Raw genomic sequence first — 13,554 nt, forward strand, 5'->3', positions numbered from 1 at the left:
CCGCTTATTCCAGGGCAACCGCCATGGTGTTATTTTTTCACTGTTCTTTACCGGAACATAATTCTTATCGGTTCGCTTAATCTGCTGGAAATATATCCACCCATGGCAGGGCGCTATCCGCGTCGTTATTGCATTTTATACTCATCTTATCCATGATCGTGGTAACACATACCGCAGTCGTACAGGTTTTAATACATATGGAATGGATTGCCGATCCGTCAATCTGGGCAGGTCTCGTCACGCTGGTCGTGATCGAACTGGTGTTAGGTATCGATAACCTGGTCTTTATCGCTATCCTCGCTGAGAAGCTCCCGCCCGCCCAGCGCGACCGCGCGCGGATCACTGGCCTGATGCTGGCGATGGTGATGCGTCTCCTGCTGCTGGCCTCTATCTCCTGGCTCGTCACCCTGACCAAACCGCTGATTGTTTTTCACGACTTCAGCTTCAGCGCCCGCGATTTAATTATGCTGTTCGGCGGCTTGTTCCTGCTGTTTAAAGCGACCGTCGAGCTTAATGAGCGGCTGGAGGGAAAAGACAGCGATAATCCCACCCAGCGCAGAGGGGCCAAATTCTGGGCCGTGGTGGCGCAGATCGTGGTGCTCGACGCTATCTTCTCGCTCGACTCGGTGATCACCGCGGTCGGCATGGTCGACCACCTGGCGGTGATGATGGCCGCCGTGATCATCGCTATCAGCCTGATGCTGATGGCCAGCAAGGCGCTGACGCGCTTCGTTAACAGCCACCCGACCATCGTGATCCTCTGTCTGAGCTTCCTGCTGATGATCGGCTTCAGCCTGATTGCTGAAGGCTTCAGCTTTATTATTCCGAAAGGCTATTTATATGCGGCAATTGGCTTCTCGGTGATGATTGAAGCCCTTAACCAGCTGGCGCTGTTTAACCGCCGTCGCTTTCTCTCCGCCAATATGACGCTGCGTCAGCGCACCACCGAGGCGGTAATGAATCTTTTGAGCGGGCAGAAAGAAAAAGCTGAACTGGATGCTGACACGGCGTCGCTGGTCGCCGATCAGGACCATCATCCGTTGTTTAATCCGCAGGAACGGCTGATGATTGAGCGGGTGCTGAACCTGAATCAGCGCAGCGTCAGCAGTATTATGACCTCCCGCCATGATATCGAGCGCATCGATCTCAGCGCGCCGGAGGAAGAGATCCGCAGCCTGGTGGAAAAAAATCAGCACACCCGCCTGGTGGTCACCGGCGGGAAAGATAATGAAGACCTGCTGGGGGTGGTGCATGTTATCGACCTGCTCCAGCAGTCCCTGCGCCAGGAGCCGCTGGATCTGCAGGCGCTGGTGCGCCAGCCGCTGGTCTTTCCGGAGGGGTTACCGCTCCTCTCCGCCCTTGAGCAGTTTCGTCAGGCCCGCACCCATTTTGCCTTTGTGGTGGATGAGTTTGGCTCCGTCGAGGGGATTGTGACCCTGAGCGACGTGATGGAGACCATTGCCGGTAATCTGCCCAACGAGGTGGAGGAGATCGACGCCCGGCACGATATTCAGCACCATCCGGACGGTTCGTGGACGGTCAACGGCCATATGCCGCTGGAGGATCTGGTGCAGTATGTTCCGCTGCCGCTGGATGATAAACGTGAGTACCACACTGTTGCCGGTCTGCTGATGGAGTATCTGCAGCATGTGCCGCAGGTGGGAGAGACCATTGAGATTGACGGTTATACCCTGCGTACGCTGCAGGTCGACAGCCATCGGGTGCAAAAGGTGCAGATCGTTCCGCCGGCAAAGCAGGATGAGCTGGATTATGAGGTGTAATCGTCAGGCATAAAACGGCCCGGGGTATCCCGGGCGGTGGGACGGCTAATCAAACCCATGCCTGATGGCGCTTCGCTTATCAGGCCTACGGGATGGCGACACAAACCGGGGGATTACCTCCCGCTGCACATCCCAGGCCGGGTCAGGCGTAGCCGCCGCCCGGCATCAATGTGACATCACACCTGGACGACATGCTCACATCACAGGGAATTGATGCTCTACAGCCGCCATACTGCCTGATGGCGCTTCGCTTATCAGGCCTACGGGATAGCGACACAAACCGGGGGATTACCCCCGCCGCACAACCCAGGCGGGGTCAGGCGTAGCCGCCGCCCGGCATCCACGCGACATCACACCTGGACGACATGCTCACATCACGGGGAATTGATGCTCTACCGCCGCCACACTGCCTGATTGCGCTTCGCTTATCAGGCCTACGGGATGGCGACGCAAACCGGGGGATTCCCCCCTGCCGCACAACCCAGACTAGGTCAGGCGTAGCCGCCACCCGGCATCAACGTGACATCACACTTTTACGACATGCTCACAGCCCGGTAGTCCCGGGCTGCTAGTCTGGACGATTACAGCTTATCGAGCAGCTTTTTGGCGTCTTTGCTCTCTTTGCTGCCTTTATTACGTTCGACCCAGTCGTTGAGGCGCTGCTTCGCTTCATCCTGCAGCTGTTTACGCAGGATCTGGTCCACCTGCAGGCTGTAGCTCAGCGACTGCCAGTCGCCATAGATGCGCAGCGGGATGGCGGTCTGCTTCAGGCGGTCGATAAGCTTGCCCTCACCTTTCCAGCCGCCGAGCACGCGCACGTTAAAGCGCATATCGCAGTTCTCTTTCTGCAGATCGAGCTGTCCTTCGCCGGTCATTGCCATCACGTCGGACTGCCCCTGCACGCGGTTCAGCGTCACCAGCCCGTTATCCAGCGTCAGCTCGCTGCTCACGGCATCCAGCCGGGTGGCGTTGTCATAGTTTTCCTGCGCCCGCACGTTGGTGCTGCGCTCCACGGCCTGCTGCACCAGCTGCTGGAAGTTAAGCCCTTCGGTACGGGTATCCGTCATCTGGATCTGCGCCTGGCCCTGCCAGCGACGGCGGAAATCATTCGCGTCAATGCGCGCTCCGGAAAACTCGCCGGTCAGCGACAGCTTGCCGGTCAGGCTTAAGGAATAGTTGAAGGCTTTGATCAGTGAACCGATCTCCACGTTCTGCAGCGCCGGCTGGAACGTCGCCTGCGGCGTGTCGCCGCGGGCATCAAGGGTGCCGGGGAGGGAAAGCTGGCCGCCGTCGAGGTTGCCCTGCATTTTGCTGACCGTCAACAGACCCTGCTTATTGCTGATCTCGCTCTGCACCTGGGTGAAGTTCAGGCCGCGCCACTGCAGCTGGTCGGCGCTCAGGGCCATCCGGCCGGTAAAGCCGCGCAGGCTCTGGTAATCTTCGCGCTCATCGCTGTCGGCGATCACCGGACGCAGCGGGCGCGTCTGGCTCTGGCCCTGCTGGCTGGCGCTGCTGTCGGTCGCCGGCGAAGAGGACGCCAGCAGACTGTCGAGATTCAGGGTGGTGGCGTGCAGATCCAATGACCAGTCCGGGCGGTCTCCCAGCACCACGCTGCCGTTGCCGGTGAGGGTGCTGCCGCTGGCCATCAGGTTCAGATTATCAAAGCGCAGGGTCTTGCTATCTTCCTGCCAGCTGGCCTGCAGACTCCCCTGACCATTGATGCCGTCGGGGGGCAGCTCGGCGCCGCGCAGCTGCCAGCTGAGCTGGCTAAAGTCGGCTTTTAACGAATGCGGATAGTCGCCGCCCTGCACGGTGGCGGAGAAGTTCAGCGCCAGGTCGCGCTGGTCGCGGTTGACGCGGCCGGAGAAATCGACGGTGGCCCGGTGGTTCTCATCCTGCTCCATCTGCAGGCGGATATCGCGCACGGTCACCTGCTCGCCGTTTTCATGCTGGAAGAAGAGCACGCTGTCGGCCACCTGCAGCTGTCGCACGTCGTAGGACCATCCGCGGTCCTCCGGGGCCAGCGGCAAAGTATTGTCATGCGGCACCACTGGCGCCGCGCTGTCGCGAACCGCCTCGGTTTTCGGGGTCAGCTGGATCACCGCCCCCTTGAGCATCACCTGCTTCACCTGCAGCTGGTGCGAAAGCAGCGGCAGCAGCGCCACGTCGAGGCGCATGTTGTCGGCGCGGATCACCGGCTCTTCAGCGCCTCTGGCGGTCAGCGTCATGCGCCCGCTGAGAATGCTGAGCTGCGGCCAGACGTGCCAACGCAGCGGGCCATCGAGTTCAAGCTGATAACCGCTGCGCTCTGCCACCTCATGCACCATATAGGCGCGAAAATCGTTGGGATTGACCAGCAATACCAACGAGGTAAGCCCGGCGACAATGACCGCCAGCAGGATCATCAGCGTTGTCAGTATTCGTCTCATGGCACCCTCAGCAACACCCCGTTGACGTTATCAATCCTTGTCGATTCGGCTCGCCACCGCGCCCTGCTGGTCGCGATATTTGGCGTCTTCACGGCGGTTATATGGCCGGGCCGCCGGGCCCGATAATGGTTCAAAGCTCAGCGCGCCGATGGGCATCCCCGGGCGCAGCGCCAGCGGCAGCTTGCCGGAGTTGTAGAATTCCAGCACGATGCAGCCGGACCAGCCCGGGTCGATGCGGTGCGCGGTCACGTGCACCATCAGCCCCAGGCGCGCCAGCGAGGAGCGCCCGTCAAGCCAGCCCACCAGGTCGGCAGGCAGGGTGACCGACTCATAGGTCACCGCCAGCGCCAGTTCGCCCGGATGCAGGAAAAAGGCCTCCCCTTCCGGCAGAACGATCTCTTCGCTCATCACGCGGTCCAGCGCGGCGCTCACCTCGGCCTTCGGGCCGCTTAAATCGATAAACGGCGCCGTGTGGCCGCGGAAGGTGCGGAATTTATTACCCAGCCGTACATCAACCGTCGCGCCATTAATACGCTCAACGGGCGGGCGCGGATTGATGGCCAGTCGCCCTTCATCCAACCAGGCTTCGATATCTCGGTCACACAGACGCATGGGCTTTCTCCTTATAAGGCTGCTTCCCGCACGCTTCGCGGCGGAGAGGGCAACAGGGCTACTCTTTGCACGTTACACAATTCGGCCAGGTTATTCAAAGAACTGACTGATTTTGGCCTTCAGAATATCAATCGCGATGCGGTTTTTGCCGCCGCGCGGCACGATGATGTCGGCATACTGCTTCGACGGCTCAATAAACTGCAGGAACATCGGACGCACGGTCTTCTGATACTGGGCCATCACCGAGTCCATGGAGCGGCCGCGCTCGTTAACGTCGCGCTTAATGCGGCGCATCAGGCAAATATCGAGCGGGGTGTCGACGAAAATAGAGAAGTTGAGCTCGTTACGCAGGCGCGCATCGGTCAGCAGCAGGATCCCTTCAAGAATAATCACCTTCTTCGGCTCGACGTGAATGGTGTTCGGCGTGCGGGTATGCTCGACGTAGCTGTAGACCGGCAGTTCAATCGGCTGGCCGCTTTTCAGCATCTGCAGGTGCTGGAACAACAGACTGTGGTCCATTGAGCTCGGGTGGTCATAGTTAGTTTTGACGCGCTCTTCCATCGACAGATGACTTTGATCTTTGTAATAGCTGTCTTCTGGAATGACGCCAATATGTTCGTCGCCAACTTGTTCACGCAATTCGCGATAGAGAGTACTGGCAATAAGACTTTTGCCAGAAGCCGATGCGCCGGCGATGCCTACAATGACGCACTGATGGGACATATCAGTCATAAATTTTTGCGACCTGATTAACCTGGATAGAGATGGAGGGTGGCGGCGGACCGCCAAACGCGGCAATTATAGGGATTTCAGCGCCCCGATACCAGTGGTATGCGCCCCGGACGGCTATTCCGCCGCCGGCCCCCAGTCATCGGTATACCAGATATGCAACAGCGCATAAGATCGCATCGGCTGCCAGCGGCGAGCATAGCGGGCGATGGCGGCCGGGGTCATTCCCGGAAAGCGCTGTTTAATCAGGTAGTCGTCCGGCAAAAAGATATCCTTCGCCTGCCAGCCGCGCAGGGCAAAATAACTGGCCGTCCAGCGGCCAATCCCGGGCAAAGCCTGCAATTGACGCAGCCCGGCGTCGAGATCCGCCGGCGCGGTCAGGGGCAGCTCGCCGCTGAGCGCCGCCCGGGCGAGGTGGATCAGCGCCTCCGCGCGGCGAAGCGGCATCCCCAGCGCCTTCAGCGCCTGCGCATCGGCCCGGGAAAGCGCCTCCGGCGTGGGGAATAAAACATAGCCGGGGGCGTCCGCCAGCGGTTCGCCCCAGCCGGCCGCCACTTTGGCGGTGAGCCGGGCGGCCATCGCCACGCTCACCAGCTGGCCGAGCACCGCGCGCACCGCCTGTTCGAAAGCGTCCAGCGCCCCGGGCAGGCGCAGCCCCGGCCGCGCCTGCGCCAGGTCGCCCAGCGTACGAGCGACCTGCTGCGGGTCGCAGGCCAGATCAAACAGCTGGCCAATTCGCGCATAGCAGATCTCCGCCACCGGCTGCAGCCCCGGGGAGAGCGTCACCCGCAGGCCCTGCGCCTCCTCGTCCGGCGCCAGATGAATCAGCCCGCCGTGGCCTGCTACGCGAAAGCTGCGGCTGTAGCCTCCGTCATGAAAACGCTCGACGCCGGCGACCGCGCGCGCCTGCAGAAAACCAACCATCCACCCCCAGTCGTAGGGCGGGGTCCAGGGTAACAGCACCATAAGCTCTCCTTTATATAGCGTTTCAATGATAGTCGCCCTACACCGTCAGCGCCTTGCTTTTAAATTCCGGTTGTCGGCATGACGGCGATCCGCTAAAGTCGCCCCCCTTCTTCACCGGCATGGGGATTTTGCAGACGATGTTTATTGGTTTTGACTACGGCACCGCCAACTGTTCGGTGGCCGTGATGCGGGAAAACAAGCCTCAGCTGTTGACGCTGGAAAACGGCAGCGCGCTGCTGCCCTCCATGCTCTGCGCGCCGACGCGCGAAGCGGTCAGCGAGTGGCTCTATCGCCATCACGAGGTGCCGACCCACAGCGACGCAAACCAGGCGCTGCTGCGCCGGGCCATCGCCGCCAACCGCGACGAAGACATCGAGGTGCTGCGCAACAGCGTGCAGTTCGGCCTCGCCTCCCTGCATCAGTATGTTGAAGATCCGGAAGAGGTCTACTTCGTCAAATCGCCAAAGTCCTTCCTCGGCGCCAGCGGCCTCAAGCCGCAGCAGGTGGCCCTGTTTGAAGACCTGGTCTGCGCCATGATGTTGCACATCAAGCTGCAGGCGGAAAGCCAGCTGCCCGAGCAGATCGACCAGGCGGTGATAGGCCGGCCGATCAACTTCCAGGGCCTCGGCGGCGACGAAGCCAACGCCCAAGCGCAGGGGATCCTTGAGCGGGCCGCCCTTCGCGCCGGTTTCCGCGATGTGGTCTTCCAGTTTGAACCGGTGGCCGCCGGGCTGGATTTCGAAGCCACCCTCAGTGAAGAGAAGCGGGTGCTGGTCGTCGATATCGGCGGCGGGACCACCGACTGCTCCCTGCTGCTGATGGGCCCGCAGTGGCGGGAGCGCGCCGACCGCCAGCAGAGCCTGCTCGGCCACAGCGGCTGCCGCATCGGCGGTAACGACCTCGATATTGCCCTGGCCTTCAAATGCCTGATGCCCCTGCTCGGCATGGGCGGCGAAACGGAAAAAGGCACCGCGCTGCCGATCCTTCCGTGGTGGAACGCGGTGGCGATCAACGACGTCCCGGCGCAGAGCGACTTCTACAGCACCGCCAACGGCCGTCTGCTTAACGACCTGCTGCGCAGCGCCCGGGATGCCGATAAAGTGGCCCTGCTGCTGAAGGTCTGGCGTCAGCGCCTGAGCTATCGTCTGGTGCGCAGCGCCGAAGAGAGCAAAATCGCTCTCTCCAGCGCGGACAGCGTCGAGACCGCGCTGCCGTTTATTCAGGACGAGCTGGCCACCGCCATCGCCCGGCAGGGGCTGGAAGCGGCGCTGGATCAACCGCTGAGCCGCATTATGGAACAGGTGCAGCTTGCCCTCGACAGCAGCCAGACCACCCCGGACGTGATCTATCTGACCGGCGGTAGCGCCCGCTCACCGCTGATCAAAAAGGCGCTGGCGGCCAAGCTCCCGGGTATTCCGCTGGCCGGTGGGGATGATTTTGGCTCAGTAACCGCCGGGCTGGCCCGCTGGGCGCAGGTGGTTTTCCGCTAGCCCTTGCCCGGCGCTGCCGCGCAGCAGGTCTGTCCTGATCGCGGCGTTGCAGATTACGCTGGAATATTCCTGGTCTCCCACGCAAAATGGCCTGTTCGTCCGGACAGGCCTGTCCACTTTCCTCCGCTTCCGGGGGCGTATTATCCATACCGTAGCCAGTCGTCTGCGGTCAGTAATCTTTGCATGCCGCAAGGGGGCGTGATTGAAAAGGGTGTCTGCGATCTTCGCAGCGGTCCGGCGTTGCCGGCCGCGGTTCCTGGCAGGCTGGCTGGTCAGCTGCGGATTGCTCTTGCTGCTGATCGCCCCGCAGGCGCAGTCGGCGCCCCGACAACTGGGAACAGATATCCCCGTCGAGTGGTACGCGGACGACAGCGGCCAGATGACCATCGATCGCTTTGCCGACCTGCCCGTGGACCAGCTCGCCACCACCCGGCAAATCCCCTCCTTCGGCTATTCACGCAAAACCCTGTGGCTGCGCAGCGAGCTGCCGGGTGATTGGTTTGCCGGCGAGTCGCGCTGGCTGCAGATTGGTCCCTCTTTCGTCGACCACCTGACTCTCTATTACCGGCCACTGGGCAGCGACGCGCCGTGGACCGCGCGGACCTTTGGCGACCGTGACATCGCCCGGGAGAGCGATCTCCACTATCGGGAAAGCGTGCTGATCCTCCCTCCGCCGCCCACCGCCGCCGGCTATGAGATGGTCTTTCGCCTGCAAAGCACCAGCACCCTGATCCTGCTGGCCTCCCTCTCTTCTCCGCAGGCCTATCTGCAGCGGGCCACCGCCGACACCGCCTTCTGGAGCTTCTATTTTGGCCTGGCGGCGGTCGCCAGCGGCGTGGCGCTGTGGCTGGCCATGGCCCTGCGCCGGCGTCTGCTGTGGGGCATCTGCTTCTTCTCGCTCAATTATCCGCTGGTGGCCGCCCTGCACGGCTTCCCGGAGTGGTTCTTCGGCCGCGCCGCGCTGCCCTTCCAGGACTTTATGATCAGCAGCCTCTCCCTGTTCAGCTATGCCACCGCCCTGTGGCTGCACAGCGAGATATTTGATTTGAAGAAAAATATGCCGCGGCTTTACCGGCTGCTGATCGCCGCCGTGGCGCTCAACCTGCTGCTGCAGGTCAGCATTCCGCTGGGGTTTTACGGCCTCGCCATGCAGATTGAAGGGGTGATCTTTATCATTATCACTCCGGTGCTGCTGTTCACCTCCTGGTGGCTGTGGCGCAAAAAAGCTATCGACCGCAACACCCTCCTGCTGGGGCTCCTGCCGCCGTTCTATGTCGCCGCCGCGGTGCTGGTGCAGCTGTCGATCCACGGTATTATCCCGTTTCATATGGCGATCTATTCCCTCTGGCAGTATGCGCTGATCGTCCACATCATTACGGTGCTGATCATTGCCATCCTGCGGGTGCGCGCTGAAAACCGCCAGCTGGAGCAGAAGCAGCGCCTGGCGCGCGAGCTGCAGATCGAGCGCGAGGCCAGCTTCCACCAGCGGCAGTTTATGGGCATGGTGGCGCATGAATTCCGCACCCCGCTGGCGGTGATCCAGGCCGCGCTGGAGAATCTCCGCCTCTCGGCGGCGTCGGCCAGCCAGGAGGCGCGCTTCGATCGCATCGGCCGCGCCGCCACCCGTCTGGTGCAGCTCACCGATAACTGCCTCGCCGACGCCCGCCTCGCTTCCCACGATCTGCACGTCGACCGCCAGCAGACCGCCCTGCTGACGGTGATCACTATGGCGGCCTCGGTAGTGGCTATCTCTCACGACCATTACCTGAACATTCGCCATCACGGCGCGGTGGAAAGCCCGCAGCTACAAGCCGACGCCGGCCTGCTGTGCATCGCCATCGCCAACCTGCTGGATAACGCGGTCAAGTATTCGCCGCCGGGCGAAATCACCATCGATATTCACGCCGATGCCGGGCAAACAGAGCTGCGCATTCGCGACTACGGTCCTGGCCTCCCCACCGGACAGGCGGAACTGATCTTTGAGCGCTATCGCCGCGGGGAACATACGTCGCCGGTGCCGGGCGGCACCGGTCTCGGACTGTATGTTGCGCGTCAGATCGTGCAGGCTCATGATGGCAAACTGTGGCTGGCCGAGCATGGCCCGGACGGCTGCACCTTTATTCTCACCCTCCCCACAGTTGCTTAAGAGGAGAACGACGCATGGCTTTACGGCTGGCGATAATTGAAGATAACCCCGATCTGCTGGATGAACTGCTGGCCTGGTTGGGCTATCGCGGCTTCGAGGTATGGGGGACGCGGAGCGCTGAGGCCTTCTGGCGGCAGCTGCACAGCCATCCGGTGGACATCGTGCTGATTGATATCGGTCTGCCCGGCGAGGATGGCTTCAGCGTGCTGAGCTACCTGCACGAGCTGGGGCACTACGGTCTGGTGGTGGTCAGCGCCCGCGGCCAGCAGCAGGATAAACTGCAGGCGCTGAGCCTCGGGGCCGATGCCTATCTGATCAAGCCGGTTAACTTCGCCCATCTCGCGGAGACCCTGACCGCCCTCGGCGCCCGCCTGCAACAGGATCGCCCGGCGGCCTCCCCGTCGCCGGAGACGGCCAGCGCCGTCTCTCCCCCCGCCACCGGGCTGTGGCGTCTGCACGAAGATAAACTGATCTCACCCGACGCCCGGACGCTGGAGTTAACCCAGCAGGAATATCGCCTGGTGGAGCTCTTAATGCGCAATCGCAACGAAGTGTGCAGCAAGCTGGATCTCCATGACTGCCTGTTCGCCCATGAAAGCGAGCCTGACCTGCACCGCATCGACGTGGTGGTTAGCCGCCTGCGCCACAAGGCTCGCCAGCAGGGGATCCACCTGCCCGTACGCGCCATCTTTGGTAAGGGGCTGGCCTTTATCTCCTGATGGACGGGGTATGTCGGCGGCCATGCTGGATATGAATGACTCGCAAGTGTTAATTTTTCTCATTTTCTGAGAGAAATGAGAGGAATGAGACTGACGATGACCTTAAGAACTTTCTTATAGTGCTACCACATAAGGATGATGACGTATGATTTTCAGCGGACAGAAAAACATATAACAAAACGTATTAGCCGTTCGCGGCAAATTCTGACACCATGCAACACAAACAAGGTATAAACAATGGCCATGCAAACGTGGTTAGTTTTATTGCTATGCATTTTTTTCTTCAGCATCTCTGTATACAGTTTTATTTCCTATCTGAAAGACAGGAGACGGCAGAAATTTACCTTTAACGATAAGCGTTCGACGCGTCGTAAATAATTCACTTTAGAATAATAAAAACATATTGCAGGTACTTTAATACAGTCAACACACCGCATACGCCCGGAGGATGTATCACAGCATGGCGTTATGTTTTTGCGTAAGGAAATAACGCCATGAGAAACATTAATGTCACCATCAATACCCGTAACACCTTTGTCCGTGAATCGCTGGTCGCCATGGTCAATGACCTCACCCGGGGCGATCAGCGGGCACGCTTTTCCTGGCGGAATAATGACCTGTCAGGGGAAGACATCATCATTTGCGAAGTGATCCCCGGCGAAATCTACCTGTGCAATACGCTGATTAAAAACAGGAAAAAAGGCAGTTCGCTGATTATCCTCCACAGCTACGACCAGCTTCCGGAAGAGGATTTCATGATTAACTGCCTGAAAGGGGTCATTTTTGTCTCGCTCAAGACGGCCAGTATTCCGCAACTGCTGACGATTATTAAAAGCGAGCTCCAGCATTGTATGGCGCCTTCGGCCACCGACGACGCGGGCCGGGAGCTCAGCTGCGCCAGCTGCCCCCATCGCGTGCTGTCGCGATCCCAGACCGCCGTGGTGCACGGTATTCTCGAAGGTCTCGATATGAGTAAAATCGCCGCCCTGCAGCGCGTCAGCCCCCGCACCGCCGCTTATCATAAGAATAAGATAATGGAAAAATACAGCCTGAATAATAACCACGACTTTTTCCAGTTTATGAATCTGTTACGTGAGCGCTGGTAGGCAAATAGCGTGCAGAAGAAAATAAGATTTTCACCTGGCTATATTGTCGGAAATCTGAAAATAGCCGCTGAATGCTAAAAAAGCGCCAGCGCTGCCAGACATAACGTTAAACTCTGACGCTTCCTCGGTATAAAGACGTTACCGCGCGCCTTTATATAAGAAAAAAGACTATTTACGAGGAAAACTGATACTTCGTCACATTGCCCCTGACGTGCCTGTCAGGGGTCTTTTTTTCCATGTGGAATGGCGCCCTCTGCGCGAGGGCGCGGCAGGATCAGGCTTCCACTTTCTCCGCTTCCCAGTCCGGCTGCGCTTCCTCGTCGGTGAGCAGACCTTCGTTTTTCGACAGCATGGCGGTGGCGATGCCGTTGCCCAGCACGTTGATGGCGGAGCGACCCATATCGAGGAAGTGGTCGATGCCCATCAGCAGCAGGATCCCGGCAACCGGAATATGGAAGCTGGGAATGGTGGCCGCCAGCACCACCAGCGCCGAGCGCGGCACCCCGGCGATGCCTTTTGAGGCCAGCATCAGGGTCAGCATCATGACCGTCATCTCGCTGAAGCTCAGCGACACGTTATAGGCCTGAGCGATAAACATCGCGGCGAAGGAGCAGTAAACCATCGAGCCGACGAGGTTAAATGAGTAACCAATCGGCAGGACGAACGAGACGATATTTCGCGAACAGCCAAACTTCACCAGCCGCTCGAGGGTCTTCGGATAGGCCGCTTCCGAGCTGCTGGTGGTAAAAGCCACCAGCACCGGATCTTTCAGCATGTTCAGCAGGCGGAAGACCTCTTTCTTGAGCACCATATAGCCGACGGCAATCAGCACCGCGCTGGTCAGCAGCACCGCCAGGTAATAACCGCCAATGAACGAAGCGTAGTTGAGCAAAATTCCCAGCCCCTGCGAGGCAATCACCGACGAGATGGCGGCGAAGATGGCCAGCGGCGCAACGTACATCACATAGCCCGTCACCTTCAGCATAATGTGCGACACCACGTTAAGGGCCGCCACCAGCGGCGCATTAAACTTCTCCCCCAGCGACGCGCCGGCGATGCCAAAGAACATCGAGAACACCACAATCTGCAGGATCTCGTTGTTGGCCATCGCCTCGGTGATGCTGGTGGGAATGGTATGCGACAGGAACCCTTTCAGGGTCATGCCGCTGACCGCCAGGCCGGTATCCACCGCCTCTTTCGGTACCGTCAGGTTTAGCCCGGCGCCCGGGTGCTGGAAGGTGACGATCACCAGCCCGACGAGAATGGACAATACCGACGAGGTGATAAACCACACCATCGCCTTACCGCCCACCCGACCAATGGTCGCCGTCTCGCCGAGGCGCATAATACCGACCGTCAGGGTGCTGAACACCAACGGCGCGATGACCATTTTGATTAAGCGCAGAAACAGATCGGTCAGCAGCGTGATGTTGTCTGCCCATGCGGAGATGGTGGTCGGCGTCGCGTAGGCATGGATAGCCGCGCCGGAGAGGATCCCCATCAGCATAAAAATGACGATGAAGAGCGTGAGTTTGTTTGCGTTTGCCACAGCAATGCCCCCTGATTATTCAACATG

At 60.0% G+C, this 13,554-nt stretch carries 11 protein-coding genes; 6 read left to right on the forward strand and 5 right to left on the reverse strand.

All coding sequences use genetic code 11. The features are described from left to right. The first annotated feature begins 197 nt into the window (after positions 1-197). Positions 198-1,781 (forward strand): TerC family protein, encoded by a 1,584-nt coding sequence (locus K5R89_RS15605; RefSeq protein WP_023290384.1) that lies wholly within the window; start codon positions 198-200, stop codon positions 1,779-1,781. 581 nt (positions 1,782-2,362) lie between these two features. Here K5R89_RS15605 and asmA read toward each other — a convergent pair. The 4 genes from asmA to alkA all read right to left on the reverse strand — a co-directional run bounded on the left by asmA (position 2,363) and on the right by alkA (position 6,517). Beyond that, positions 2,363-4,210: an outer membrane assembly protein AsmA gene (gene asmA / locus K5R89_RS15610; RefSeq protein ID WP_217259310.1), complete on the reverse strand. Its 1,848-nt coding sequence runs from the start codon at positions 4,208-4,210 to the stop codon at positions 2,363-2,365. A 30-nt stretch (positions 4,211-4,240) separates the two neighbouring features. Continuing rightward, on the reverse strand, positions 4,241-4,822 hold the full coding sequence (gene dcd / locus K5R89_RS15615; RefSeq protein WP_004151145.1) for a dCTP deaminase: 582 nt from the start codon (positions 4,820-4,822) through the stop codon (positions 4,241-4,243). Between the two features lie 90 nt (positions 4,823-4,912). Beyond that, on the reverse strand, positions 4,913-5,554 hold the full coding sequence (gene udk, locus K5R89_RS15620; protein ID WP_002912442.1) for a uridine kinase: 642 nt from the start codon (positions 5,552-5,554) through the stop codon (positions 4,913-4,915). A gap of 114 nt (positions 5,555-5,668) precedes the next feature. Further along, positions 5,669-6,517 (reverse strand): DNA-3-methyladenine glycosylase 2, encoded by an 849-nt coding sequence (gene alkA / locus K5R89_RS15625; RefSeq protein WP_217259311.1) that lies wholly within the window; start codon positions 6,515-6,517, stop codon positions 5,669-5,671. Positions 6,518-6,654: 137 nt separating this feature from the next. Between alkA and yegD the strand changes: the two genes are divergently transcribed. The 5 genes from yegD (at position 6,655) to K5R89_RS15650 (ending at position 11,978) form a co-directional block, all read left to right on the forward strand. After that, positions 6,655-8,007 (forward strand): molecular chaperone, encoded by a 1,353-nt coding sequence (gene yegD, locus K5R89_RS15630; protein ID WP_217259312.1) that lies wholly within the window; start codon positions 6,655-6,657, stop codon positions 8,005-8,007. Between the two features lie 289 nt (positions 8,008-8,296). Beyond that, positions 8,297-10,153, forward strand: coding sequence for a sensor histidine kinase (locus tag K5R89_RS15635; protein WP_217259319.1), 1,857 nt, complete (start codon positions 8,297-8,299; stop codon positions 10,151-10,153). A 14-nt stretch (positions 10,154-10,167) separates the two neighbouring features. Further along, positions 10,168-10,872: a response regulator transcription factor gene (locus K5R89_RS15640; protein ID WP_217259313.1), complete on the forward strand. Its 705-nt coding sequence runs from the start codon at positions 10,168-10,170 to the stop codon at positions 10,870-10,872. Between the two features lie 237 nt (positions 10,873-11,109). Beyond that, positions 11,110-11,250 (forward strand): small membrane protein, encoded by a 141-nt coding sequence (locus K5R89_RS15645; protein WP_048297885.1) that lies wholly within the window; start codon positions 11,110-11,112, stop codon positions 11,248-11,250. Between the two features lie 116 nt (positions 11,251-11,366). Continuing rightward, complete coding sequence (locus K5R89_RS15650) at positions 11,367-11,978, forward strand: transcriptional regulator (protein WP_023290390.1); 612 nt, start codon at positions 11,367-11,369, stop codon at positions 11,976-11,978. Between the two features lie 274 nt (positions 11,979-12,252). Here K5R89_RS15650 and K5R89_RS15655 read toward each other — a convergent pair whose 3' ends face one another. After that, a complete protein-coding gene (locus K5R89_RS15655) occupies positions 12,253-13,527 on the reverse strand; it encodes a dicarboxylate/amino acid:cation symporter (protein WP_032453470.1) in 1,275 nt (424 codons plus the stop codon). Positions 13,528-13,554: the final 27 nt, after the last annotated feature.

Origin of the sequence: Klebsiella sp. TF21-TM, assembly GCF_019753495.1 — a bacterium.
GTDB classification, from domain to species: Bacteria; Pseudomonadota; Gammaproteobacteria; order Enterobacterales; family Enterobacteriaceae; genus Klebsiella; species Klebsiella quasipneumoniae.

Coding starts and splice junctions, on each gene's coding strand:
- K5R89_RS15605 (WP_023290384.1), top strand. CDS start 198: ATGGAATGGATTGCCGATCCGTCAATCTGGGCAGGTCTCGTCACGCTG.
- asmA (WP_217259310.1), bottom strand. CDS start 4,210: ATGAGACGAATACTGACAACGCTGATGATCCTGCTGGCGGTCATTGTC.
- dcd (WP_004151145.1), bottom strand. CDS start 4,822: ATGCGTCTGTGTGACCGAGATATCGAAGCCTGGTTGGATGAAGGGCGA.
- udk (WP_002912442.1), bottom strand. CDS start 5,554: ATGACTGATATGTCCCATCAGTGCGTCATTGTAGGCATCGCCGGCGCA.
- alkA (WP_217259311.1), bottom strand. CDS start 6,517: ATGGTGCTGTTACCCTGGACCCCGCCCTACGACTGGGGGTGGATGGTT.
- yegD (WP_217259312.1), top strand. CDS start 6,655: ATGTTTATTGGTTTTGACTACGGCACCGCCAACTGTTCGGTGGCCGTG.
- K5R89_RS15640 (WP_217259313.1), top strand. CDS start 10,168: ATGGCTTTACGGCTGGCGATAATTGAAGATAACCCCGATCTGCTGGAT.
- K5R89_RS15645 (WP_048297885.1), top strand. CDS start 11,110: ATGGCCATGCAAACGTGGTTAGTTTTATTGCTATGCATTTTTTTCTTC.
- K5R89_RS15650 (WP_023290390.1), top strand. CDS start 11,367: ATGAGAAACATTAATGTCACCATCAATACCCGTAACACCTTTGTCCGT.